This is a genomic window from Streptomyces sp. NPDC087845 (assembly GCF_044742755.1).
Taxonomy (GTDB): Bacteria; Actinomycetota; Actinomycetes; order Streptomycetales; family Streptomycetaceae; genus Streptomyces.
Genome location: NZ_JBIUVC010000010.1, coordinates 205,253 through 227,610, shown reverse-complemented (window position 1 = coordinate 227,610; position 22,358 = coordinate 205,253). Strand labels below are relative to the sequence as shown.

Here is a 22,358-nt window from a genome sequence, read left to right as displayed (position 1 = left end):
GTAGCCGGTAGTTAGGGGGGTAGGCTGCACCTGCCTCAACTGAGGAAACTGGACTGCAGATAGGGGAGTGACAGCATGGACCGTCCCGCGATCGTGTTGCTGAGCGGCGGCCTGGACTCGACCACGGTGCTGGCCATCGCCAAAGACCAGGGATTCACTCCCTACGCGCTCAGCTTCCGCTACGGCCAGCGGCACAGCATCGAGTTGGAGGCGGCTCAGCGCGTGGCGCAGACCCAGGGCGTGGCCCGGCACGTCATTGCCGACATCGATCTGCGGGTCTTCGGCGGCTCTGCCCTGACCTCCGACATCGAGGTGCCCAAGCACGAGACGCTGGAGGACGTCGAGGAGGGTGGGGTGCCGATCACGTATGTGCCGGCCCGCAACACGATCTTCCTCTCATTCGCGCTGGCGTTCGCCGAGACGGTCGGTGCCAGCGACATCTTCACCGGGGTCACAGCCGTGGACTACAGCGGCTACCCCGACTGCCGCCCCGAGTACATGGAGGCCTTCGCCACCATGGCCAACCTGGCCACCCGAGCCGGGGTGGAAGGAACCTCCCAGATCACCCTGCATTCCCCCCTGATCGCGCTGTCCAAGGCCGACATCGTGCGCGAGGGCCTGCGACTGGGCGTGGACTACTCCCTTACTTCCTCCTGCTACGACCCCGACGAGCAGGGGCGGGCCTGCGGTAAGTGCGACACCTGCCTGCTGCGCCTGAAGGGCTTCGCTGAAGCCGGCGTGAAGGACCCCGTCCGGTATCAGAGCGCCTGAACATGACCTATCTGATCAAGGAAATCTTCTACACCCTGCAGGGAGAAGGCAGCCACGCAGGGCGTCCGGCGGTCTTCTGCCGCTTCTCCCGCTGCAACCTGTGGACGGGCCGGGAACAGGACAGGGGCCGCGCCATCTGCCAGTTCTGCGACACCGACTTTGTCGGCACCGACGGTGAAGGCGGCGGCCGCTTTCACACCCCGCAGGACCTGGCCGATGCCGTCGAGGCCGCCTGGCCCACGACCGATCGAGCCCACCGGTTCGTGGTGTGCACCGGCGGAGAGCCCCTGCTGCAACTGGACGAGGAAGCCATCGAGGCTCTGCATGAGCGCGGCTTCGAAGTCGCAGTGGAAACCAACGGCACCCGCCCGGCCCCCCGAGGAATCGACTGGCTGTGCGTCAGCCCCAAGATCGGTTCCACTCTGGTCCTCACCCAGGGTGACGAACTGAAACTGGTCTACCCGCAGGCTGGCGGTGACCCTGCCCAGTTCGAAGAACTGGACTTCCGGCACTTCAGGCTGCAACCGCTGGATGACGCTCACCGCGAAGCCCACACCCGTGCCACCGTCGAATACTGCATGAAGAACCCGCGCTGGACTCTCTCCCTCCAGACGCACAAGTATCTGGGAATTCAGTAATGGAAATCTTTCGCGAGTTCACCTTCGAAGCAGCGCACCGCCTGCCGCGCGTGCCTGAGGGCCACAAGTGTGCCCGCCTCCACGGCCACTCCTACAAGGTGATCGTGCACGTCGAAGCCCCCGTCGATGCAGAACTGGGCTGGGTAATGGACTTCGGCGACATCAAGCGGGCCTTCAAGCCCATCGATGCTCAACTCGACCACTACTACTTGAACGACATCGAAGGCCTGGACAACCCGACCAGCGAGAACCTGGCCCGCTGGATCTGGGAACGCCTGATCGGCGAACTTCCCGCACTGTCCGAGATCACCGTGCGCGAAACCTGCACCTCCGGTTGCACCTACCGAGGCGCGTAAGGCATGCACGACATCCAAAACGAACCCGACCGCCGCGGCATTGCCATCGACGAGGTGGGCATCAGCGGCCTGCGATACCCCCTCACCTTCGACGATGGCTACACACGACAGCAGGGCATTGCTGACATCAGCGCCACCGTCGGCCTGCAAGCCGACCGGCGCGGCACCCACATGAGCCGCCTGATCGCGCTCGTGCACGAGGAAGTCGCCACGCTGACCCCGCAGGAGTTTCCCATCGCCCTCAAGCGTGGCCTCGCCCTGCTCGACGCACCAGCCCTCACCCTCACTCTGTCCCTGCCCATCGCCACTGCTGTCACCGCCCCCGCTAGCCAGCGGGAATCCTGGCAGACCCACGACGTCACCGTCACCGGCCGCATCACAGCTTCCGGATGCACTGTCACCACCTCGGTGACCACGCACGTCACCAGCCTGTGCCCCTGCTCCAAAGCCATCTCCGACTACGGCGCCCACAACCAGCGCAGCGAGATCACCCTGGAGATCACCGGCACCGACGACACCCCTTATCCCCTGCCCGTCCACGAGATCATCCAGCTGCTGCGCGCCACTGGCTCCGCTCCCGTCATCCCGCTTATCAAGCGGGATGATGAACGCGTCGTCACCATGCAGGCCTACGACCACCCCGTCTTTGTCGAAGACATCATCCGGGATATAAGCCTCACCTGCCGGGACAAAGGACTCACCCACACCGTCACGGCGAAGAACCTGGAAAGCATCCACAGCCACGACGCCATCGCCACCCTCACCTACAACCACTACTGACCCGCCACAGGCGGCCCCGACCGCCACCACGAAACGATCAATGTGGCGACTGCCCGCCCGGGTCGCACCAACCAACGGTCCGGTCACCGCCAAGGCGAGAAGCCAACCCCCGTGCACGAATCCAGCCCGAGCAGCACCCCTCGCGCGCCCGAGCATGCCCGGCCCGCGCCAACCTCTCACGTCCCGCCGCGTGCCGTGTGCGTGCCCGCACACGGCACGCGGCGGGGCCGCCGACAGACGCCAGGCGCTTGCGCTACATGAATCGCTCCGGCTCAGATGAAGGTTCAATCGGGGGCCTGCCCGGCGATCACATGTTGACCACATTGGTGGTCGACCTTGGCCGCCCTTCCATCAGGTCGCTCAGGGTGACGCACCTCAGCCCGGCCCTCCCTGCATGACAGTTCACCCATCCGACTCCCAAATATTGCTACTCAAGTAGCGGCGCCTCAAGATTGGGGCATGCCGTCCTCCACTGCCCCTTGGGTCCCATGGCCCCGCTTGGACCGTCGCACCTACCTCCTCCTGCTGGATGACCAGCGTCGGCTCCTTCTGTGCGGCGGATGCTGCGGCGGCTGGACCGTCCCCCAGGTGCGCATGACATCCAGCGCCAGTTTCCTGGAGTCAGCCACCCGGTTCCTGCAGGAGCGATTCGAAGTGGCGGCTCCACGCTATGGATCGGTGTATGGCATCCGGCAGTCACGCATCGGTGACGATTGGGAGTTCGACCGAGCCACGGCTACGCGGGTCTTCATCGTCCGCATCAGCGACGGCGAAGGGTCGGCAATTGAGAAGCAGTCGGTCACACACGCCCGATGGAGCATCGAGGAACTGCAACGGCGAAGAAGGGAAATCTCCCCAGAGGGGATCGTCTTACTGGTCACCGGTTACGTCGAAGGATGGATTCCCGATGGCCCCATCACTCTCCGGTGAGAGTGGCGCCGCAGCGCCGGCCGACACGCCCTGGTCAGCGATCTGCTTACCTACGGGCCATCACGAGGATCCCATCTGTGTGACCGGCGAGATCGGGCCCTGGGCAGATAGCGGCGGCGCACCCTGCATCGAGTTCGATGACCACGGGCATCCTAGCTCCGGAGCATTCAGTGCATTGGGTGTCTTCCTCCTCTGAGGCAGGCGGCCTGAAGCAGGGCGTTTATTGACTCTTCGCAGTTGAGGGTGTAGCCGCAGGGCGTGCGGTGCGCGCGTCGGTGGCTGGCTAGGGGTCGACGTCTTCCGATGTTGGAGGCTCTTGCGCTGCTCACCCCAACTACCCTCAACTGCAAGGAGTCACTACAGGAGCGGGCGATGGATAACGAGATTCAGCTGATCAGTGACGGCGATGGACTTGCGGTCGTCGGGAACCCGACGGATGTCGAGCGCTTCCTCGCCTCAGAGGGACTGTTGTCACTGTCGAAGGACCTCGGATTGCAAAGGCTCGGACCTCTCCTCCGTGCCGGGGCTGGAGTCGCACAGGCAGGTTCTGAAATTGCCGCGAACTCAGGTCGCTGGGTGAAGCTGACCGAGGAGTCCGCGCAGCTTGTCAAGAAGTTCGGGCTGATGGAAAGCAAGACGCCAGGCGTCAGCTATGCGATGGTGGGGAAACCGGGCTCAATCAAGTCATGGCTCCAGATCGCGAAGGGGCCCGGCTCGCTCCTGACCAACCCGGCGATTCTTGCTGGTGCCGCGGGGATTATGGCGCAGTTCGCGAGGCAGCATGAGATGAGCGAGATCAAGAGCTATCTCGCGACGATCGACAAGAAGGTCGACGACGTGCTCCGCGCTCAGAAGGATGCTGAGTTGGCGAAGGTGTTCGGAGCGGGCCTCGACATCGAGTCCGCCGTGAGCGTTCTGGAACGAACGGGTCGGGTCGACGACGATACGTGGTCGACCGTGCAGGCCAGGACCCATACAATCACGGACGCCCTGGGGTGGGCGCTGGGTCGACTCGACGCACTCGCGGAGAGGGTGGAGAGCACGACCAAGATCGGTGATCTCGCCAAGATGGCCAAGGAAGCAGAGTCCGAGGTTCAGGAGTTGCTCGCCGTTGTGGCTCGTTGCTTCGAACTGCAAGACGCGCTCGACGTGCTGCGACTGGAGCGGGTGCTGGACGAGTCTCCGGACGAACTGGACGGACGTCGGCTCGTGCTGAAGGATGACCGGCAGAAGCGGCGGGAACTCATTTCACAGAAGATTGAGCACCTGATGGCACGCATGGATGCGGCTGCCGACACGGCCAACTCGAATGTGCTGCTGCACTTGCCCGCGCACCGGGCTGTGGTGGGCTCGATCAACCATGTCGGCATCGCCGTCGATAACTTCCACAGGCCGCTCGGAATCGAGTCTGGTCGACATTCATTGGAGGCGACACGATGGTGGGACGCGGCCCGAGACTCGACGCAATTGAAGAACGCCGCCGCAGAGGCGGGACTCAAAGCGGCCATAGGAGCGGGTGTGGCGGTCGTGGGGGCTGCGGGGGTCTGGGCGAGCCGCGCCGCCCTTGCCTGCGAAGAACGCGGCGAAGAGGAGTGAGCGAGCGCCGGCCGTCAACCGTGTGGGCTCTCGGTTGAACTGGACAAATAAGTCTCTCCCGCTGGGTATGCCTCGACGGGCTCGACCCAGCTCGGCGATCGCCGCACGCCCCACGGCTACACCCTCAACTGCGAAGAGCCCGTTCATTGGCGTGGAGGCGGCCTTGACCAAGTCCCTCCATAGCTGATGCGCTTGGTGAGTTGGGGTGTCGAACTCGGGGGGCTTCGTGGTCAGGGCTGTTCTAGGTTCGATGTTTCGTGCCCGTGGTAGCAAGACGGATTCGATCTTTCCGCTCGGTGGACGGGCGGCCCGCGCATGAGACTCCGGCGGGGGATCACGATCGGTGTCGTGGCAGCCGGGGGTGCCGTGACAACGATGCTCGTGGGACTCGTCACGAACGCGGTGTCCGAGTCGGAGTGGCCAGGCTGGTTGGGGTGGTTACAGCGGCATGCCTGGTTCTCGTTCGCTGTGCTGGGCGGGGCTACGGTCGGGCTGACCATGCTGCTCGCCGCGCTGTCGGAGACCCGCACCCCCCTACGGTCCGCTGAGCCGCATCAGCCGGGGAACGGGGCGGAGCCTCCGGGGGCCGCCTTGGTACTGCGGTCGCTACCGCGCGACACCGCGGCATTCACCGACCGGAGCGCCGAGCTCGAGGCGCTGGTCCGGTCCGTGAGGGTCTCGCAGGAGAGCGGCTCGGCGCTGCCCGTGCATGTGATCGACGGAATGCCGGGGGTCGGCAAAACGACGTTCGCCGTGCACGCCGGGCATGTGCTGTCGGAACGATTCCCGGACGGGCAGCTGTTCGTGAACCTCAACGGGCATACGACGGGGCGCGCGCCGGTGCAAGCCACCGAGGCACTGGCTTCGTTGCTGGCCGCGACCGGCGTGCCTGTGCAGCGGATTCCCGTCGGCGACGACGTGGGCGCGGTCGCCGAGGCGCGGGCGGCCATGTGGCGGAGTCGGCTCGCGGACAAGAAGGCGCTGCTCATCCTCGACAACGCGGCCAGCTACCGCCAGTTTGAGCCTCTGATCCCGGGCGGGAGCGGCTGTCTCGTGCTGGTGACCAGCCGGAAGCGGCTGGCGGCGTACGAGGAGGTGGTCCTGCCGGTGGCGGCGTTGCCGCCGGAGCACTCGGTCGACCTCTTCGTACGCCTCAGCCGGCGGCCGGCGGACTCGCTCGACCATGCCGTGCTCGCGGAGCTGGTGGGGCTGTGCGGGTATTTGCCGCTGGGGGTTTCGTTGCTTGCAGCGCGGCTGCGCCATCATCCTTCGTGGAGCGCCGAGGACCTGCGGGCGCGGCTGGTGGCGGCACGGGACCGGCTGGGAGAACTCCGGGCCGGGGAGCGCGCAGTCGCCGCGACGTTCGACCTGTCCTACCGGGACCTCGCGCCGGAGCGGCAGCGCTTCTTCCAGCGTCTCGGCTTCTACCCTGGTACCGACCTCGACGCCTATGCCGGTGCCGCGCTCGGCTCAGTCTCGGTGGCTGCGGCACGCGAGCAACTCGACGCGCTCTACGACGCCCATCTGATCGACGAACACCCTGGAAGCCGTTATCGGCTTCATGACCTCTTACGCGACTACGCCCGCGGTCTCGCCGACGAGGGAGGCACCATGGAACAAGTTCAGGCCGTTCAGCGCGTGTGCACCTACTACTTGGCCGCCCTCTCTGTCGCGAACGGACACATCCTTCGCGGTGGCGCTGCCACACCGGCGCCACCACGCGTCGCCGCGCAGGTGGAGACGCCGCCCATGGAGTCGCGTACGGCGGCCCTGGGCTGGCTGGAGAACGAGCGGGCGAACGTCCTTGCCTGCATCCGGCGAGCGAACAGTCTCGCGCTGCATGAACTGGTCATCCGCATGGCCGCGGCCATGGCCCCCTTCCTGCGGCAGGCCGGCCCGTGGGACCAGGCCGTCAGCCTTCACCGCACGGCCGCCGAGGCCGCCCGGCACACCGGCGACCGGCGCGCGCTGGCTGGCGCGCTCGCCGAGGTCGGAGTCGTACGGCGCTTCATGGCCGCCTACCCTGAGGCGATCGAGGCCCTGAACGAGGCGGTGACGGAGTACGAGGCAGTCGGCGAGCGACGCGGCAAGGCGGACGCTCTGAACCAGGCGGGCATCGTCTCGTACATGATCGCGGACAACGACGCCGCGGCCCGCGCCCAGACCGAGGCCCTCGCCCTCTACCGCGACATCGGCGACCGGCTCGGCCAGGCGAACGCGCTCGCAGACCTCGGCATGGTGCGCCGGCAGACAAGCCAGTTCGACGTGGCGGTGGAGGAGCAGACCGAGGCCCTGTCGATCTATCGCGAGCTGGGTGACCGCTACGGAGAGGCCAACTCGCTGCGGGACCTGGGCATCGTGCACTGCCTCATGGGTGAGTATGAGCTGGCCACGCGGCGGCACCGTCAGGCGTTCGACATCTATCAGGAGCTCGACGACCGGGTCCACCAGGCGTACGCCCTCAACGAACTCGGCGTCGTACGGCGGCTGACCGGCGACCTGCCCGGGGCACGAGAGGCCCATGCCCAGGCGCTGGAGCACTACACGGAGCTCGGCGAGCGGTTCGGGCGCGCGAACAGCGTCCGCCACCTCGGGGTGCTGGACCGCATGGAAGGGAACGTCACCGAGGCGATCCGTGTGTTGGAGGATGCCCTGGGTTCGTACCGCGATCTCGGTAGCCGTGGCGGCGAGGCTGCCTCGCTGGGCGAGTTGGGTGTGGCGCACGGAATCGTCGCGGAGCAAGACCACGCTGTCGAAGCGTTCCAGCAGAGCCTGGAGATTCTGCGGGAGCTCGGCGACCGGTGCGGGGAGGCTGAGGTCCTGAACCACTGGGGGATGCTGCTGCACACTTCCGGTGACTGGGCCGCCTCGCGGGGATACTTCGAGCAGGCGCTGGGGTTGGCTCGAGACATCCGCTGTCCGTTGGAGCAGGCGCGGGCGCTGGAGGGAATCGGACGCTGCGACTGGATGGCAGACGGACCCGCGCAGGCCGAGGGCTCGCTGAGCGAAGCACTCGCCGTGTACCGGCGGTTAGGCGCGAATGGGGCCGCCGACACTCTCGAGCGGCTGCTTGCGTCGCAGGCGGGGTGAGCCGAGCTTGTGGCCGGATTGGGTATGCCATCGTAGGTAGTGGGACTGCTACGTTGCGGGCCGATCTGCCGACTCAACCGCCGTCGCACTGTTACGAGGAGCGTTGAATGCTGTCACGCACGTCCGTTCCCACGCCGCACGCCCCGGTGACGCCCGTGGCCCCGGAACCCACGCAGAACTCGGTTGTCCTGGACCGCGTCGCCGCCCGTGTACGGCAGCGACTGGCAGCCGAGCGGACCGCGGCGAACAGTACAGGCGAAGGTGGTCACCAGGCTTCACTGATCTGGACCTGGCCCCTGTGAGCTCTCCCGCTCGATGACGCCGCGCGAGAACATCGCTCCCTTTCGGTCCTTCATTCTCAAGGTCGCCAATCGATGCAACATCGACTGCGACTACTGCTACGTCTTCAACTCCGCGGACCAGGCGTGGCAGCGTCTACCCGCCCGGATGAGTGTGGATATTGCACGGGCGGCCGGGCGGAGGATCGGTGAGCACGCCGTGGCGCACGGCCTGCCGGGCGCGCATGTCGTTCTGCACGGTGGAGAGCCCCTACTCGCTGGCCCCCGACACATGGCTGACCTGCTCGGCGTCGTACGGGAAAGTGTTCCGGCCGGTGTGGAGGTACGTTTCGAGCTCCAGACCAACGGGACGCTTCTCACCGAGCCGTGGCTGGACCTCTTCGAGCGGTACGAGGTTGTCGTGGGCGTCAGCCTCGACGGGCCACCGTCCGCGAACGATCGGCATCGGCTGACCCATGCCTCCCGGTCGAGCGCCGCCTCGGCCGTACGCGGCATCGACCTCCTGCGGTCCCGACCCCACCTGTTCGCAGGAGTGCTCGCCGTTGTGGACCTGGCCAACGACCCGGTCGAGGTCCACGACTACCTGGCGTCGTTCGAGCCTCCGGTGATCGACTTCGGTCTGCCGCACGGGACGCACGACGAGCCACCGCACCGCGGCGATCCGAGCGTGCCCGAGTACGGGGTGTGGATGAGCCGCGTCTACGACGCCTGGCTTGCCCGGCCCGAAGACGGGCACGGCATACGGATGCTGGAGGACATCGTGGCGCTCAGCTCCGGCGTGCGCGGCTCGGTGGAATCCCTGGGTCTGGCCCCGCCGACGAGTGTCGTGATCGAGTCCGACGGCACGATCGAGGGCGTGGACACCCTGCGGTCCGTCGAGGAAGGCGCCTCCTGGCTGGGGCTCGACGTCTTCAGGCAGTCCTTCGACGAGGTCCTTCACCATCCAAAGCTCCTGCACCGGCAGTACGGGAAGGCCACGCTCGCTGAGGAATGCCAGGACTGCCCTCTGGTGGAGGTGTGCGGCGGAGGCTACCTCCCGCATCGCTTCAGCACCGCCCGCGGCTACCAGAATCCGTCCGTTTACTGCGCGGACCTGGAGTACCTCATCCGGCATGTCCAGGGCTCCCTACGTCGGCACGGCTGGGATCCGGCGGCCCCGCCCCTGTAGCCATGAGCCGTGCCGCCACGGCAGGATCACGCGTTGGAATGAACGAGTGAAGCGATGGAAGAGCGACAGGAGATGTCGATGACCGTGACGATCCGCCCCGCTGACAGGCGGGACATCGTGGCCGTAGCCGAACTGATCGAGGAGATCGAGCGGTTCTACGGATCGACCGAGATCCAGCCGCTCGAGGAACGCCGGTCCCAGGTAGAGGAGGCGCTCTTCGGCTCGCCGCCGCTGGCGTCCGCGCTCCTGGTCGAGGACGGGGCTGGCAACCTCGTCGGGCTCGCCGCCTACTCGTTCCTCTGGCCAGCGGCCGGCTCCTCCCACTCCTTGTTTCTGAAGGAGCTCTACGTCCGCGACACCCTCCGCCGCCAGGGCGTCGGCGCCCACCTCATGGACGAGCTCCGTGCCCTGGCCGCCGCACGCCCCGGGTGCAGCCGTGTCGAGTGGATGACGGACCACGACAACCCGAATGCGCGTTCCTTCTACAAGTCGCTGGGATTCGCGGAGTTCGATGGGAAGATCGTCTACCGGGTGGACACCAATACGGGCTGAGGGCGGGGTGCGGCTGTGCAGGAAGAGCGGTGCGACCGGTGTGAATGCATCCTCGGGCTGGGATGCGCCTGCTTGCCAAACGGGGTCGTATCGGAAAGACGTGCTGTACCGCAGCACAGGCAGGAGTGGCGGCGCTTCCCCGCGGAGACGATCCTGATCTCACCGACGCGGTACGCGCACCTGCCCGGGACCTGCGCCCACCTGACCGAGGAGTTGGTGACGGCCCCGCGCTGGGGCTGGATCCCCGAACCGCCGCACGGGCTCTGGGACCGGTTGAGCAGCAGCCACCCAGCGACCGCGACAGAGGGGAGCACCACACGGCAGGCGGTACGACGGTGCGAGGAGTGCCAGTCGGCATTGTCGTGATGTAAGCCGCCGTAGGCACGGTCGCACGTGACCGACCTGGGCTCGCCAGGTGACCGTGCGCAGGGCTACAGCCGGACGCTGCAGCCCTGCGGGTTTGAGTGTGGACAGGCCTTTGCTTTCGGGTCGGTGGTCCATGTCGCGCAGCCGCCTTTGCTTACGGCGGCCCCGCTCCCCCCCTCGTGGCCAGGACAGCGGCTTGGTCGGCCGCCTGCGCCCAGGTCAAACTCCAGGAGTGGGGACGGCCGCGCGGCTGCAAGTGCTGGTCGAGCTGTGCATGACCTTCACGGCTTTCAGGTGCAGGACTCGGGTCTCACCCAAGGCTCACAGAGAGGGTGATCTGCGCATCGAGATGGAGATACGCGCGGTTGCACCCCAGCCCTCCGAGCTGGCGGCCTCGCCAAGCGCACAGCCGCGCTTGGCGTGCTGAAGATGACGCGGCACACCGCCGCCGGCTCACGCCGCTGGTCGGACGTTCCTTGCCCTCGTCCTTCAGGACGGCGACAAGGTCACCGGCCGCCGGGCGTTCTTCCGGGCGTGCGGACTCGTGCTGCTCGAACCCGACACACCTGGTGCCGCATGGGGCTGCCCCGTCGTCTACATCCTCACGGCAGAGGAATCGGCAGCCTGGGGACCAGCACCCGGGACCTGAACTCGTTGCTTCGATTGGGACCAATGCGTCCTCGACCAGATGGAGTTCGCCTTCATGGTTCAGTCAGGTGGCGCGGTGATCAGCTGCGGGTGGGCCCACTCCCATGCCTGGTATCGGCCTTGCCGTTGGCGGCGGTAGCGGCCCTGGTGGCAAGCACCGGTTCAGGCCAGCTATCGGGCTTGCGAAGCGGAGTTCCAGGCCGTGTCTCGGCTGGCGGCTATCACACCCTTCAGCAGGCGCATCACACGGAAAGTCCTGCACGTGGCGAGGAACGCGCTCGGAGTATCAACCCGGCAAACCAGGGCACCTCGCGCCCTTGTCCTTGCCCAGGTTCACGCCGGGCGGGACATAGACACTGGAGCTCAGGGGCCCGTAGAGAGCGCGGGATGACTGACCGGAAGTCATGTAGGGCTTGCCCCCCTCACGATGCAACACGAATTCTGTCTGTCACCTACGTACCCCTCTTGCCCCTCTATAGGGTGAAGGGAAGAATCAGGGCACTGAGGGGTCGGAAGATGAAGTGGGAATGAGCCTCTCAGGACCCACGCGTGGTTGCTCACGGTTGTTGAGCCCAGGTGGTGTTCAACCCTTCAGGATGTGAGCACCTGTCACCGCTGCCCTGCGGCAGGAGCCAGCTAGCCGAGCGAGCTCTCCGGTGGCTGTCTCCTATCCCGCCTAGGGAATCCGGGCTGGGCCGTTCTCCTGAGTGCCTCTCACAGACTGAGCTGTGGTCGGGTTCTCAAGTACTCGCACACAGGAGTCGCGTCAAGTTTTAAGGGCCGTCACACGAGGTCAGAGCTACCGTTCTCCGACGGTTTCCGGGGCCTGAGGCATCACGCTCCCGGCCTCTCTGACGCGCCCTGGGCTGCCGGCGGATCCCCCGATGACTATCAAAGCGGGCGAGCCGGTGCTGTCGAGGCCCTATGGTGATCGCCATGCAGCCCACCGACAGTGGCGCCGCGTCCGCCAATCCCAGCTGGGTCGCGGTGGATATGGGTGCCCTGATTCACCAGTGCGATGCCGAGTTGGCACAGCACGACGCCATGCTCGACCGACTGACGTCGGGAGTCGCCGCGCTGGAAGCTGAGAAGCAAGCGGTGCGCTCCGCGCGCCAGCAGGTGGTGCTCACTCGCGAGGAGGCGCTGCGCGTTCAGGAGATGCTCCACGCGGCGGCCCGGGCTGGAGCCGCTCTTCGTAGCGGGCAGCGCGAGGGCGGGTCCAGTTTCAAGGACGTGCCGGATCCTGACGAATGCAAGGGGACCGACGCCTGCGCCGATGAGGCTGCGAACAGTTCGGATGCGGCGGCCACGTCGGCTGAAGAAGGCAGCCACACCGGCAAGGCTTCGACAGCGTTTGACGCATCGAAGCTCGGCCCTCGCGGCATGCAGGCCATGCAGATCATCAACAGTGAGCCCACGCTGCAGTGGACCGGGAAGCTGCTCGCGGTACGGCTGGAAGGCCAGGAGGTCGAGGCCGACGGGAAGGCGCACAATCGCGCGCGGACGCTCATGGACGACCTGGCAAAGAAGCAGCTCGTGGCGAAGATGTACTCGGATGATGGTCGTCGCTGCTACTTCGTCGCGGCCGCGGCAACGGAGGCCGCCTAGAGGCACCCCAAGGCGACCGCCTCCCGCGCTGGCATGGTTCCTAGGCCGACGCATCAACGCGGGAGGCGGTCTGACGACTCTGGGCCGTACCCCCCACGCTACCGGGCAATTCCCGGGCGAGGGGCCAATTCGGCCTGCGTTCCCTCGATCGAGAGGCCGACCTTCGCATGACAGGCGCACCATCGGACTTTTCCCGGCTATCCGACCCGGCCGGCTACTACTCCTCGCCGCTTCGCCGATGCGAGGGAATGGGCTGGTGACGGGCACCGTCATCGCCTGCGGGCCAATCGGTGTGACGCGGCCAGAGCATTTCGTCGAGCGTCTCCTCGATGCTTGCGAGCGTAAACATGTCGGGCCAAACGGTTCCGGCAAGGATGTTGGAAATGACTTGCCGGTTGACGCCGGACGCAGTCGCCAGCGCGTTGGCCGACAAGCCGCGCCGCTCCATCGCCTCCGCCAGGGCCCGGGCTACGGCCTGCCCGACCTGTGCCTGCCGGGCACTGTCCATCACTGCGTACGGCCAGTGGCCGGACACGGCATAGTCGCGCGGCTTCTTTCCACGTCTCGTTCCTCCGGGCATGCGACCAGTGTGACGGACGGGATGCCGACTTGCTCACCCCGCACAATCATGGGTTGCTATAACAATAGCAACCCATGATTGGTCGCGCTTCCATCCCGGCCGGTTTGAAAGGATTGGTATCTACAGTGTCGACTCGCCAGGCGGGAACACCGCCGACCAACGGCCGCGCCAGGCTGAGGCCTGAAGAGCGGCTGATGCCGTCGCCCAAGCTGCGGGCGGAGCAGTACCTCCTAGTCACCGTGGCCGCCTGCTCGGCGGTCAACCCGGTAGGGGCCGAGGAACTGGCAGCGGCGACTGGGGTCTATGCCAAGAACTGCGGACTGGTGCCGGTGTTCATCATGAACACCGGACTGCTCACCAAGGGGCACCGGCGAGCGACGTATCTGCCCAGCGAGAAGGGTCGGTACATCGCACGTGCCTTCGCGCGCGGTGAAGCCGAAGGGCTTGGAGCGCTGAGGACGAAGTGGAGGGGGCAATGGTTCGCGCGAACAGTCAGAGACCGTTGCCGACACGGCCCCGTCTCCCGTGAGGGCCTGGTGGCCGCCCTCATGGTGGCGGCCAAAGCCGGGCCTGAGCGCATCAAGCAGGCCCACGTTCTACTCGATCTGATGGTCGCGGTCGGTCTCGTCACGGTGGAGAAGTCCGGCGAGCTGAACTATTTCGAGGGCCCCAGTCACACAGACACCCCGCCCACAGGCACCCAGAGCACCGACACGCCTCACGAGGCACCGCAGACTGCCAACGAGGACGACGAGCCGAGCGCAGCCGAGGAACCGTTGCCTCAGGACGAGCGTCAGTCCGGCAGCACCCAACAGCCTGACTCCGAGGGCGTGCAAGACGGTGACGAGCAGCCGCAGACGGAGGTACCTCGCCCGCGCACTGAGGCCCCCGGCAGCCAGCCGCCTGGGGGAACGGGCCCCGATCAGGATCTCTTGTCACTTCTTCTGCCACCGGTTCTGCTGGCGGACTTGACTCGTCTGACTTCGGCGGAGGTCCTCGAACTCCACAGTCATCTGACGGCCGTCACGGCCCTCACCGCCAAACTCCGGGGCCATCGCGTCACCTAGGCCCCGGGACACAAAAAACAGTCCGGCAGCGCCAGCTTCCTTGGCCGGTGCGGCGCTGCCGGACTCCCACCTCCACCCGACGACCCGCCCGGCAGCGCCGTGCAGGAAAGGGCTTCGGCATGTCCTCACACAAGGCGAGGAACAACCACCGTAGCGCGATCGATCGCGGGCCCGCCCACGTTCGCGCGAGTTCCGGCCCTCTTCAGGGGGTGGTCCGGCATGGCTAGGCCCACCATCCGCCGGGTGCTACTCGAAGTCAGCCGTCAGTGGCTGCAGCAGGCAGCCGACGGCGACATGGCCATCGAGACAGTCGACCTCTACATCCAGATCAGTGAACGGTTCGACGTCTTCGCCGACGCCCAGGGTATCCACCGAATGGATGATGTCACCGGACAACTGACCGACTCGTTCATGGACGCGCCCGGCCGCGACCGCCACGACAACATCACCCTCGTTCCGAAAGACGGCACACGGCGGCAGCGCCGCTCCGCCCTCGCCTCCCTCTTCGTGCACGCCCGGGCCCTCGGCATGACCCAGGCCGTGCCCCTGCTCGACTCCCCTCCCATCCCGCGGCCGCCTCGCAGCACAGGCGCCGAACTGACCGACGCGGAAATCGAGGAACTCCAGTTCCACTCCGAACGCGGCATGCCTGCGACCCGGCATGCTGCCCTGCTGGCCCTGCTGCTGTCAGGCCTCGGCAGCGCCGAGACCGCTCAGGCGACCCCCGGCGACCTGGACCTCGCACTAGCCACCGTGACCACCGAAGGCAGCACACGCACCACCCCCAGAACCTGCCCGCTCAGCCCCTGGGCCGTCCGCGCCCTCCGTCTGCGCACCGACTACCTGGCCGAGCACCGGCCGGGCCGGCGCCGCCTCGTCACCAGCGACTCCTCCACCCCGTACGCGGCGCAGGCCAGCGTCGGCGCTGGCTTCAACGACATCGCACGGCTCTCGGGCCTCGCCACCACCGCCCGCAGGGTCGAACCCCGCGACATCACCCGCTACGTCGCCCGCCAGGTGCTGCTGCAGACCGGTCAGATCTCCGAAGTCGCCCGAAGGCTCGGTCTCTCGTCCCTAGACAACGCCGCCGACCTCGCCGGACTGGCCTGGAAGATCGGCGGAGATCCGCGATGACACCCCACAGGACCACGCGCCCCAAGCGCACGTCCAAGACCACCCGCAAGCCCAAGAACACCCCGCCGCCGTACATCTACGGAACGATCCCCGACGACACCTTCGGAGCGAAGAGCGACCCACCAGAACTGCACGGGCCGCAAGCCCCGCACCTGATCACCGACCGCCGTTTCGCCTACCTGATCAATAACCCGGACCTCTACGCCGCGGCCGATACCCTGCCCGGGCCCCGACCAGTCGGCCGACCTCCGCACCATCCCCCCGTCATCTACCTGATCTTCCTGTGCTCAATCTCCGTCTTCGGCTCCGCACGCGCGACCGCTGCCCACTTCCAGGATGAAGACTGGTGGAAGCGCATCCGCTCAGCGATCCGCACACACCTGGGCGACGAGGCTGCAGACGCACTGCGGCCGACCGGCCCCACCCGCAGCAACTGGAATCACTACTTCCGGCGGCACCTCAAGCCCGCTCACGACAAGATCCGTGACATCAGCAGCGACCTGTGGGTTGAGCAGGCCCTGGCGCACGGCATGCTCTGCGAAACCAGCAAAAGAACCAGCCGCGTCCGCCCCGAACGCCAGCAGGTCCTCCACGGCGACGCCACCGTCGCAAGACCTCCCTCCGGGCACTCCGAACACGAGACGGTCGACAAGAGGACCGGCGAGATCCGCCAGCACCGCGTGGACGAAGACGCCGGCATCTGCATCGAAGGCGGCGGCAAGCAGGTCTACGGCAACAAGTTCCTCTCCACCGCCGTACGCCTGGCCGCCACCCCTCACAGCCGCGTGATCCTCGCCCTGGAATCCATCCGCCACAAATCTGTGAAGGAAGACCCCGAACGCGAATCGGAAGGCATCGCCCTGGTCGCCATGGTCAAGCGCATCCTCAAGCGCGCCCACGGCACCAAGGCCGTCACCTACGACGCCGCCCTGCGCGGCAAGCACCGCGCACCCCTCATCGCCGAAGGCCTCGTCGTGTTCACCCCACAGCACGACGGGCTCACGCCCCAGTCGCTCCTGCGCCACAAGGACGGCCCCTGCTCCCACGACCTCTACGTCGCCGAGGGCAGAGTGTGCGAGCGCCGCTTCATCGACGGCAACGAGACGCTCTACACGCCTCTGCCCGTCGAAGAACTCGAGTGCCGTGACGGAAAGAACAGCACCCGCTTCTACCACCGCATCACCATCCCCTGCCCCACCACCAAGACACACCAGCTCCGGATCCGCGTCGACGAGACCGACGAGGACAGGCAGGTCGACCCGAAGACGAAGAAGCAGCGCTTCAACCGCACCGAGCATCTCCGCCAGGTACCTCCCAGCACCCCCGCCGGCCGCCGCCTGAAAGGCTTCCGCCAGGACAGCGAGTCCATCCACTCCCGCTTCGACCAGGCCTACCCCCATGAGCGAGTCCCGGCATATGGCGCCCGGGGAGCCCTGTTGATCTACCTCGGCTACGCCTGGCTGAACAACTCGATCACCCGAGCACTCAACGCACTCCACTCCTGACACCCTCCGCAAGCCACCCCACCCCAGCACCCGGCCCCAGGACAAGATCCCCAGCCCGCCACACACCCCGTACATCGAGCACGCCACCCGCTACACTGGCGGCGGCGAGCAGACCCTCACAGGTCGATCACCAACCTGTCCAAAACATGTCAAGAATCGGCTCCGTGCATTGTGCCGTTTTAGACACATTTTTGTACAGATCCCCGCCTTCGTAGCTCAGGGGATAGAGCACCGCTCTCCTAAAGCGGGTGTCGCAGGTTCGAATCCTGCCGGGGGCACCAGGGGAAAGGCCCGGACCGATCATGGTCCGGGCCTTTTTGACGGCACCATTTGACGGCAGCCGAGCCTCAGGCGCCCGGCAGACGGCGCTTGAGCAGGCGGTCCATGTGACTGATCGCCTCTCGCTGGGTGTCATGGACGACGTGGGTGTAGACGTCCATCGTGATGCTGATCTGGCTGTGGCCGAGGATCTCCATGATGACCCTCGGCGCGACGCCGGCCGCCGTCAGCAGCGTGGCGCAGCCGTGCCGGGCATCGTGCAACCGGACCACCCGCAGACCGGCACCGGCAGCGACCCGCGTGAACGAGCGGTAGACGTTCCGCGGCTCCACCGGCCGGCCGTTCCTCGTCGCGAAGATATAGCCGCCCTCGGACCAGACGACGCCCGTATCGGCGAACGTCTCCCGCTGTCTCAGCCGGTGCCAGCGCAGCGGTGCGACGCACAGCGCGGGCATCGGGACGACCCTGCGGCGACGGCTCTTTGGGTCGTCGTCGTAGAGCGTTCCCCGGCGGCGCTGGGTCTGGTGGCGGACGTGCAGCACCCGGTTGTCCAGGTCCACGTCGGACCAGCGCAGGCCCACCAGTTCGCCGCGCCGGAGACCCATGCAGATGGCCAGCATGAACGCGGCGTACAGCGGGTCTCGGCGCGCGGCCTCAAGGAAGGACAGGGTCTCTTTCAGGGACCACGGGTTGATCTCGCGCTGTTTCACGCGCGGTGGCTCGACCAGTGATGCGACGTTCCGGGCGATCAGCTCCTCTCGGACCGCAGCCGTGAGCGCGGTCCGCAACACCCGGTGCGCTTCCTTCGCCGTCGCGGCCGTCTGGGCGGTCTGGACCCGGGTGATGAACCGGCGCACGTCGGCGACGCTCAGCGACTCCAGCCGCTTGGTGCCCAGCATGGGGACGAGGTAGAGACGCACGTGCGCCTCGTACTTGTCGTAGGTGCTGAGCTTGCGGCGCGGCTCGATGTAGTGCTCCAGCCAGTACGGCAGCCATTCCGAGAGCTTGGCCGACCGGGTCGGCGTCGGGATGCCCTGACGGTCACGGCGCACCAGCTCTTGACGCTTGGTGTCGCACTCATCCCAGGTGGACCCGTAAACGGTTTTGCGCTTACGGGTGCCGTCGGGCTGAGGAACGTACACCCTTCCCTCATACCGGCCATCCTTGCGCTGCCAGATGCTGCCAGCGCCATTCGGATTCCTCTTGCGTGCCATCAGGCAGCGTCCTCCAACTGGTGATCGATAAAGGATCGGAGAGCGTCAGCGGGCACCCTGCGGCATCGACCGATCTTGATGCTTTTGAGCTGACGCGAGCGGATGAGGTCGTAGACCTTGAAGCGGCTGAGGGCGAGCGCGTCCATAACTTCCGGGACAGTGAGTGCTCGGTGAGTGGTGGGCAGGGCAGAACTCACTGCGGCCTCCAAGGGCGGAACATCGGGAGCGGGCGCGTGTCTGTCCAAGGTGCGGATTTCTGCGTCACGGCGTCACCAGCGTCACGTATGTCACCTGAGCTGGGGTTTTGTGGTGACGCAAGGGTGTGGGGGTGCGTCATCTGTGACGCAGGCGTTCGTCACCGTGACGCGCGCTGTGACGCAGGTGACGCAGGATGACGCAGCCGAAAGCGCTCTGCGTCACGGCTGTTACGGCAGCTCAGGGGGTATTTCGGGCTGTCTGGTGACGCTGTGACGCAGCGCTTCCTTTCTTAAGAAAAAAGAGAGGGTGGTTTCTGTTGTGGTGCGCTGCGTCTGAAGGCGTGAATGCAGAGCCGCGACGCGGCACGTCCTTTGGGCGGCAAGCCGCCGAACAGCAAGAGGAGCACGCCGCGCCGCGTGGCCGGGGGCGTGCTCCTCTTGCTTGTCGGGCCGGGGTCGGTCAGAGCAGCGGGGGCTGCTCGTGCGGCGGCAGGACCGGGCGACGGGTCATTTCGACGTAGCGCCCTTCTCTGGTGCGTCCCCAGTCGATGAGGACTCCTCGCGCGGCGAGGGTGGGCTGAAGGCGCTTGAGACGGTCCGAGAGGACTTTGCCGGTGGTGGGCCACCCTTTGGGCAGGGGGCGGCAGTCGTCGCCGCTGTAGCGACCGGTGAGGCTGTGCAGCCACTCCGAGGACGTCATGCGCTGCTCCGTACCCGGGTCGAGGGTGGCGGCGTGCTTGAGGACGGTCTGCGCGAGCAGGTCGCCTTCGATGACGTCGTCGTTGAGGTCGTCCAGGCTCCTGCGGTAGGCGGTGAGCGTCTGGAAGCTCATCGCAGTGTCGAGTTGCGCGCACAGGTGCGCAAAGTCCGCCATCCGCAGGTCGGTTGGAGTCTCGGCCTCGGCCGCGCGGACCGAGACTGTGAGGTCGAGCAGGGAGCCGAGGATGACGGGCAGGGCCTCCTCGAACTCCGCCCACAGCTCGGCCTCGGTCCGCCGCACCTTGGGGCGCTCCAGACGCAGGGGAAGCAGGCGTTCGGCGAGGTCGGGGCGGATAACGCCGACGTCGATGCCGGTCAGCAGCAACGGACGGCGGTAGCGGGAGCGCACGACGTCACCATCGCTGAACAGCGCCCGCTTGATGCTCTCGGCCCCGGTAACGATGCAGCACATGAGGTCGGACAGGTCCGGGGCCAAGTGGCTCAGGTTGTCCAGGGCAGTGACCCACCCGGCCGCGACGGCCGTGATCAGGTTCTCCTCGTCCCTCGGTGCGCGGCGCAGGTCCCCGGTCATGCCCTCGATGATCCGCACCAGCATCCGGCCCGCCGTCGACTTGCCGGCGCCCTGGGGGCCGGTGAGGAACGGGGCAGGGACGGGCACGGACGGCCCGAGGCAGCCGACGAGCCAGGCGAGGGCCAGAGACTCGGTCTCGGCGGTGGCGAAGTTCGTCAGCCGCAACAGGAGATCGATGCCCTTGCTGTCGGTGTCGCGGACGGGCATGGGGAGCTCCCCAGTGAGCTGAGTGCGCCGCCAGCACACCTCACGCGGATCGGGGACGCGAATGTCCCAGCCGGTGGGGTGGATACGGACGGACTGCCCGTCGTCGCGGCCCAGGTCCAGCCAGGTCGCCCCGTCGAACCCGGGGGCGACACGGATGTATGTGGGCTGGACGTCCTGGCTCAGCGCGAGTGCTTCGATCAAGTCCAACGCCTCTTTCAGCGATGTGCCGTTGAATACGCCGACCCCGTCTTTGAAGAGGCCGACCATGAGTTCCTGGCGGTGGCTGCCCGTCGTGCCCTGGGACCGGATCGGGCGGGCGACGGGGCACCCGTTGCGCTGCGCGTACACGGTGCCCTCGGTCGTGCGGAAGTACCTGAAGTGGCTTTGCGCGTATTCGGTGATGACTTCGCGTGCCGGGGTCTTCTCATCCTCGGACATGGCTCACATCCCCAGCGCGGTGCGGGCGTTAGACCACGCATCCGCGCAGTGCCGGGGGCCCTCACCCTTGGCCTGCGCGGCGGCGAACAGCCGCTGCATGTGCGTGTCGGTGAGGCAGCCGCACCGGCCGTGAGCGGACAGCACGGCGAGAAACGTCCGGTACACGGTGCTGTGGACCGCGCTGCGGGCCTCGGCGATGCGCTGCTCGGCCATCGCGATGCCACGCTCCAGATAGGCGGGCTTGCGATGGCGGCATTCCCCACCCCCGGCCGGAATGGACACCGCGACGGTCACGTGCCGGACCGGTGATGGCTCCTTCACGACCAGCGCACGCACGACGTCCGGCAGGTGGGTCATGGTGCCGGTGCCGGGCCCGAGCCACCGGGCGTAGACCATGGTCGACTTGATGTCGACGCCGGGTCGCGCGTTGTTCGCGGACCGCATCGAGCCCAGGTAGATCCAGTGCTCTCCGCGCGTGGTGGGCACGGTCCGTGTGGCGGGCAGCGACTGGCGGGCCCAGGTGATCGCGTCGGCGTTGTCGAGGTCAACCACGGTGAGCCCGGCCCCGCCGGGGTGGTAGGCGACGGCTTGGGCCTCCCGCCAAGCCTGACCCCACGCGGGGGACCGGAGTACGGCGGGGGCGGTGGTGGCGGCGGCCCAGCCGTGGCACGGCCGCGGGCACTGGCAGGCTCCGACGGTCTTCATGTTCGGCCGGCCGCCGCATGCGGTGTGCCGGCATGTGGCGCAGTTCCCGAACGGAAGTTTCCCCGCCCGCAGGGGCAGCACGGGCACGCCGGCCGCCGCCAGGTCCAGGGCGGTTTCCAGGTGAGTGGTCATGCGGCGGCGCTCCCTTCGAGGGTGGGCTGGTGCCAGGGCGGGATGGCGTCGATGACGCGGGTGCGCCAGCGCATCGCGTACTCGAAGCAGTTGGCGCAGTTCTTGTGCGTGTGGCCGGGCATGGAAGGGCGCTTGCGGGCGTGCAGGCTCCACGCAGCCGAGTCCGCAGACGCGAGCAGGTGCCCTACCTTGGCCAGGCCGAGGGTTTTGAAGCCGAAGCCGTGTAACCGCAGGCCGTGAGCGGCCATTGCGGTCACTATGGCCGCGCCCTCGTTCGTGGACTGCAACCGGCACACCGAGCCGAGCCCTACCGTCGGCTCTGCCCGCAGGTCGACCCCGGCGCGTTCGTAGAGCTCCCGGCAGTGCTCGTACTCCGGGACCGTGCTCCCCTGGAGCGTAGGGATGATTCGCAGGTCCGGTGCGAGGGACCGCAGTTCGATGAAGTTCTCCACGGTGCGCCGCTGGTGCTCGGCAACGCTCAGGTGGGTGCCGACGAAGGTGAGGGGGCCTGCTTGGCCGCCGTGGATGATGAGGTCCTCACACATCCAGTCCTGTCCGGCGGCCCAGTCGTAGGGGCCGACGTGCTCCCAGATGCGCCGCAGATCATCGACGTACTGGCGCGGGGTGCGGGTCCAGCGGCCGTGGCGCTGGAGCTCCGAGAACCCGCCGGAGTCGACCGCGTACGGGCCAAGGGCCTCGGGCAGGGTGCGGGCCACGGCGAAGTGCTCGGACTTGAGGAACAGCGGCTTGTCGGTGAGCTTCACCCAGTGGCGTTTGTGGGTGGTGAGGTAGAACCTCATGCCATCC

Annotated in this window: 20 protein-coding genes and 1 tRNA gene; 15 read left to right on the top strand and 6 right to left on the bottom strand. The window is 67.0% G+C overall.

Annotated elements, in window-relative coordinates; genetic code table 11:
• Positions 1–75 precede the first annotated feature (75 nt).
• From queC to ACIOMQ_RS25765, 11 genes are all read left to right on the top strand, one after another.
• Positions 76–771, top strand: a complete 696-nt coding sequence (gene queC, locus ACIOMQ_RS25815; RefSeq protein WP_193463177.1) for a 7-cyano-7-deazaguanine synthase QueC — start codon at positions 76–78, stop codon at positions 769–771.
• Between the two features lie 2 nt (positions 772–773).
• The gene (queE, locus tag ACIOMQ_RS25810) at positions 774–1,409 is read left to right on the top strand and encodes a 7-carboxy-7-deazaguanine synthase (protein ID WP_402190556.1); all 636 of its coding nucleotides are present in this window, start codon (positions 774–776) and stop codon (positions 1,407–1,409) included.
• Positions 1,409–1,765 (top strand): 6-carboxytetrahydropterin synthase QueD, encoded by a 357-nt coding sequence (gene queD, locus ACIOMQ_RS25805; protein ID WP_193463179.1) that lies wholly within the window; start codon positions 1,409–1,411, stop codon positions 1,763–1,765. Before queE ends, queD begins: the two co-directional genes overlap by 1 nt.
• A 3-nt stretch (positions 1,766–1,768) precedes the next feature.
• Positions 1,769–2,545, top strand: coding sequence for a GTP cyclohydrolase I FolE2 (locus ACIOMQ_RS25800; RefSeq protein WP_402190553.1), 777 nt, complete (start codon positions 1,769–1,771; stop codon positions 2,543–2,545).
• Between the two features lie 498 nt (positions 2,546–3,043).
• A complete protein-coding gene (locus tag ACIOMQ_RS25795; protein WP_193463181.1) occupies positions 3,044–3,475 on the top strand; it encodes a hypothetical protein in 432 nt (143 codons plus the stop codon).
• Positions 3,476–3,847: 372 nt separating this feature from the next.
• On the top strand, positions 3,848–5,071 hold the full coding sequence (locus ACIOMQ_RS25790) for a hypothetical protein (RefSeq protein ID WP_401815719.1): 1,224 nt from the start codon (positions 3,848–3,850) through the stop codon (positions 5,069–5,071).
• Positions 5,072–5,386: 315 nt separating this feature from the next.
• Positions 5,387–8,161, top strand: a complete 2,775-nt coding sequence (haaT, locus tag ACIOMQ_RS25785) for a cyclophane-containing RiPP biosynthesis TPR protein HaaT (RefSeq protein WP_193463183.1) — start codon at positions 5,387–5,389, stop codon at positions 8,159–8,161.
• Positions 8,162–8,268: 107 nt separating this feature from the next.
• Entirely contained in the window at positions 8,269–8,463 is a 195-nt protein-coding gene (gene haaA, locus ACIOMQ_RS25780; protein WP_308438671.1) for a HaaA family cyclophane-containing RiPP peptide, read from the top strand.
• A gap of 13 nt (positions 8,464–8,476) precedes the next feature.
• Complete coding sequence (locus tag ACIOMQ_RS25775) at positions 8,477–9,628, top strand: FxsB family cyclophane-forming radical SAM/SPASM peptide maturase (RefSeq protein ID WP_193463184.1); 1,152 nt, start codon at positions 8,477–8,479, stop codon at positions 9,626–9,628.
• Between the two features lie 78 nt (positions 9,629–9,706).
• Entirely contained in the window at positions 9,707–10,180 is a 474-nt protein-coding gene (gene haaN / locus ACIOMQ_RS25770) for a cyclophane-containing RiPP N-acetyltransferase HaaN (protein ID WP_193463185.1), read from the top strand.
• Positions 10,181–12,130: 1,950 nt separating this feature from the next.
• On the top strand, positions 12,131–12,802 hold the full coding sequence (locus ACIOMQ_RS25765) for a hypothetical protein (protein WP_230543607.1): 672 nt from the start codon (positions 12,131–12,133) through the stop codon (positions 12,800–12,802).
• A 217-nt stretch (positions 12,803–13,019) separates the two neighbouring features.
• Here the strand turns inward: ACIOMQ_RS25765 and ACIOMQ_RS25760 are convergent, their stop codons facing one another.
• Positions 13,020–13,382 (bottom strand): helix-turn-helix transcriptional regulator, encoded by a 363-nt coding sequence (locus ACIOMQ_RS25760; protein WP_230543608.1) that lies wholly within the window; start codon positions 13,380–13,382, stop codon positions 13,020–13,022.
• A 125-nt stretch (positions 13,383–13,507) separates the two neighbouring features.
• On the opposite strand from ACIOMQ_RS25760, the gene ACIOMQ_RS25755 reads away from it, so the two are divergent.
• The 4 genes from ACIOMQ_RS25755 (at position 13,508) to ACIOMQ_RS25740 (ending at position 17,369) form a co-directional block, all read left to right on the top strand.
• The gene (locus ACIOMQ_RS25755; RefSeq protein ID WP_230543609.1) at positions 13,508–14,449 is read left to right on the top strand and encodes a hypothetical protein; all 942 of its coding nucleotides are present in this window, start codon (positions 13,508–13,510) and stop codon (positions 14,447–14,449) included.
• 219 nt (positions 14,450–14,668) lie between these two features.
• Entirely contained in the window at positions 14,669–15,583 is a 915-nt protein-coding gene (locus tag ACIOMQ_RS25750; RefSeq protein ID WP_193463188.1) for a hypothetical protein, read from the top strand.
• Positions 15,580–17,088 (top strand): hypothetical protein, encoded by a 1,509-nt coding sequence (locus ACIOMQ_RS25745; protein ID WP_402190545.1) that lies wholly within the window; start codon positions 15,580–15,582, stop codon positions 17,086–17,088. The genes ACIOMQ_RS25750 and ACIOMQ_RS25745 overlap by 4 nt, the downstream gene beginning before the upstream one ends.
• A 205-nt stretch (positions 17,089–17,293) precedes the next feature.
• A tRNA-Arg gene (locus tag ACIOMQ_RS25740) sits at positions 17,294–17,369 on the top strand.
• A gap of 66 nt (positions 17,370–17,435) precedes the next feature.
• Here the strand turns inward: ACIOMQ_RS25740 and ACIOMQ_RS25735 are convergent.
• The 5 genes from ACIOMQ_RS25735 to ACIOMQ_RS25715 form a co-directional block, all read right to left on the bottom strand.
• On the bottom strand, positions 17,436–18,581 hold the full coding sequence (locus ACIOMQ_RS25735) for a tyrosine-type recombinase/integrase (RefSeq protein ID WP_402190542.1): 1,146 nt from the start codon (positions 18,579–18,581) through the stop codon (positions 17,436–17,438).
• Positions 18,581–18,778, bottom strand: coding sequence for a helix-turn-helix domain-containing protein (locus ACIOMQ_RS25730; RefSeq protein WP_382952693.1), 198 nt, complete (start codon positions 18,776–18,778; stop codon positions 18,581–18,583). The genes ACIOMQ_RS25735 and ACIOMQ_RS25730 overlap by 1 nt, the downstream gene beginning before the upstream one ends.
• Before the next feature lie 460 nt (positions 18,779–19,238).
• A complete protein-coding gene (locus ACIOMQ_RS25725; RefSeq protein WP_402190539.1) occupies positions 19,239–20,714 on the bottom strand; it encodes an ATP-binding protein in 1,476 nt (491 codons plus the stop codon).
• A 3-nt stretch (positions 20,715–20,717) separates the two neighbouring features.
• Positions 20,718–21,551: a bifunctional DNA primase/polymerase gene (locus ACIOMQ_RS25720; RefSeq protein ID WP_402190536.1), complete on the bottom strand. Its 834-nt coding sequence runs from the start codon at positions 21,549–21,551 to the stop codon at positions 20,718–20,720.
• A complete protein-coding gene (locus ACIOMQ_RS25715; protein ID WP_402190534.1) occupies positions 21,548–22,351 on the bottom strand; it encodes a hypothetical protein in 804 nt (267 codons plus the stop codon). Before ACIOMQ_RS25715 ends, ACIOMQ_RS25720 begins: the two co-directional genes overlap by 4 nt.
• Positions 22,352–22,358: the final 7 nt, after the last annotated feature.

Bases quoted from the DNA above. Each gene is read 5' to 3' on its own strand.
- queC (WP_193463177.1), top strand. From the start codon at position 76: ATGGACCGTCCCGCGATCGTGTTGCTGAGCGGCGGCCTGGACTCGACC.
- queE (WP_402190556.1), top strand. From the start codon at position 774: ATGACCTATCTGATCAAGGAAATCTTCTACACCCTGCAGGGAGAAGGC.
- queD (WP_193463179.1), top strand. From the start codon at position 1,409: ATGGAAATCTTTCGCGAGTTCACCTTCGAAGCAGCGCACCGCCTGCCG.
- ACIOMQ_RS25800 (WP_402190553.1), top strand. From the start codon at position 1,769: ATGCACGACATCCAAAACGAACCCGACCGCCGCGGCATTGCCATCGAC.
- ACIOMQ_RS25790 (WP_401815719.1), top strand. From the start codon at position 3,848: ATGGATAACGAGATTCAGCTGATCAGTGACGGCGATGGACTTGCGGTC.
- haaT (WP_193463183.1), top strand. From the start codon at position 5,387: ATGAGACTCCGGCGGGGGATCACGATCGGTGTCGTGGCAGCCGGGGGT.
- haaA (WP_308438671.1), top strand. From the start codon at position 8,269: ATGCTGTCACGCACGTCCGTTCCCACGCCGCACGCCCCGGTGACGCCC.
- ACIOMQ_RS25775 (WP_193463184.1), top strand. From the start codon at position 8,477: ATGACGCCGCGCGAGAACATCGCTCCCTTTCGGTCCTTCATTCTCAAG.
- haaN (WP_193463185.1), top strand. From the start codon at position 9,707: ATGACCGTGACGATCCGCCCCGCTGACAGGCGGGACATCGTGGCCGTA.
- ACIOMQ_RS25765 (WP_230543607.1), top strand. From the start codon at position 12,131: ATGCAGCCCACCGACAGTGGCGCCGCGTCCGCCAATCCCAGCTGGGTC.
- ACIOMQ_RS25760 (WP_230543608.1), bottom strand. From the start codon at position 13,382: ATGCCCGGAGGAACGAGACGTGGAAAGAAGCCGCGCGACTATGCCGTG.
- ACIOMQ_RS25750 (WP_193463188.1), top strand. From the start codon at position 14,669: ATGGCTAGGCCCACCATCCGCCGGGTGCTACTCGAAGTCAGCCGTCAG.
- ACIOMQ_RS25745 (WP_402190545.1), top strand. From the start codon at position 15,580: ATGACACCCCACAGGACCACGCGCCCCAAGCGCACGTCCAAGACCACC.
- ACIOMQ_RS25735 (WP_402190542.1), bottom strand. From the start codon at position 18,581: ATGGCACGCAAGAGGAATCCGAATGGCGCTGGCAGCATCTGGCAGCGC.
- ACIOMQ_RS25725 (WP_402190539.1), bottom strand. From the start codon at position 20,714: ATGTCCGAGGATGAGAAGACCCCGGCACGCGAAGTCATCACCGAATAC.
- ACIOMQ_RS25720 (WP_402190536.1), bottom strand. From the start codon at position 21,551: ATGACCACTCACCTGGAAACCGCCCTGGACCTGGCGGCGGCCGGCGTG.
- ACIOMQ_RS25715 (WP_402190534.1), bottom strand. From the start codon at position 22,351: ATGAGGTTCTACCTCACCACCCACAAACGCCACTGGGTGAAGCTCACC.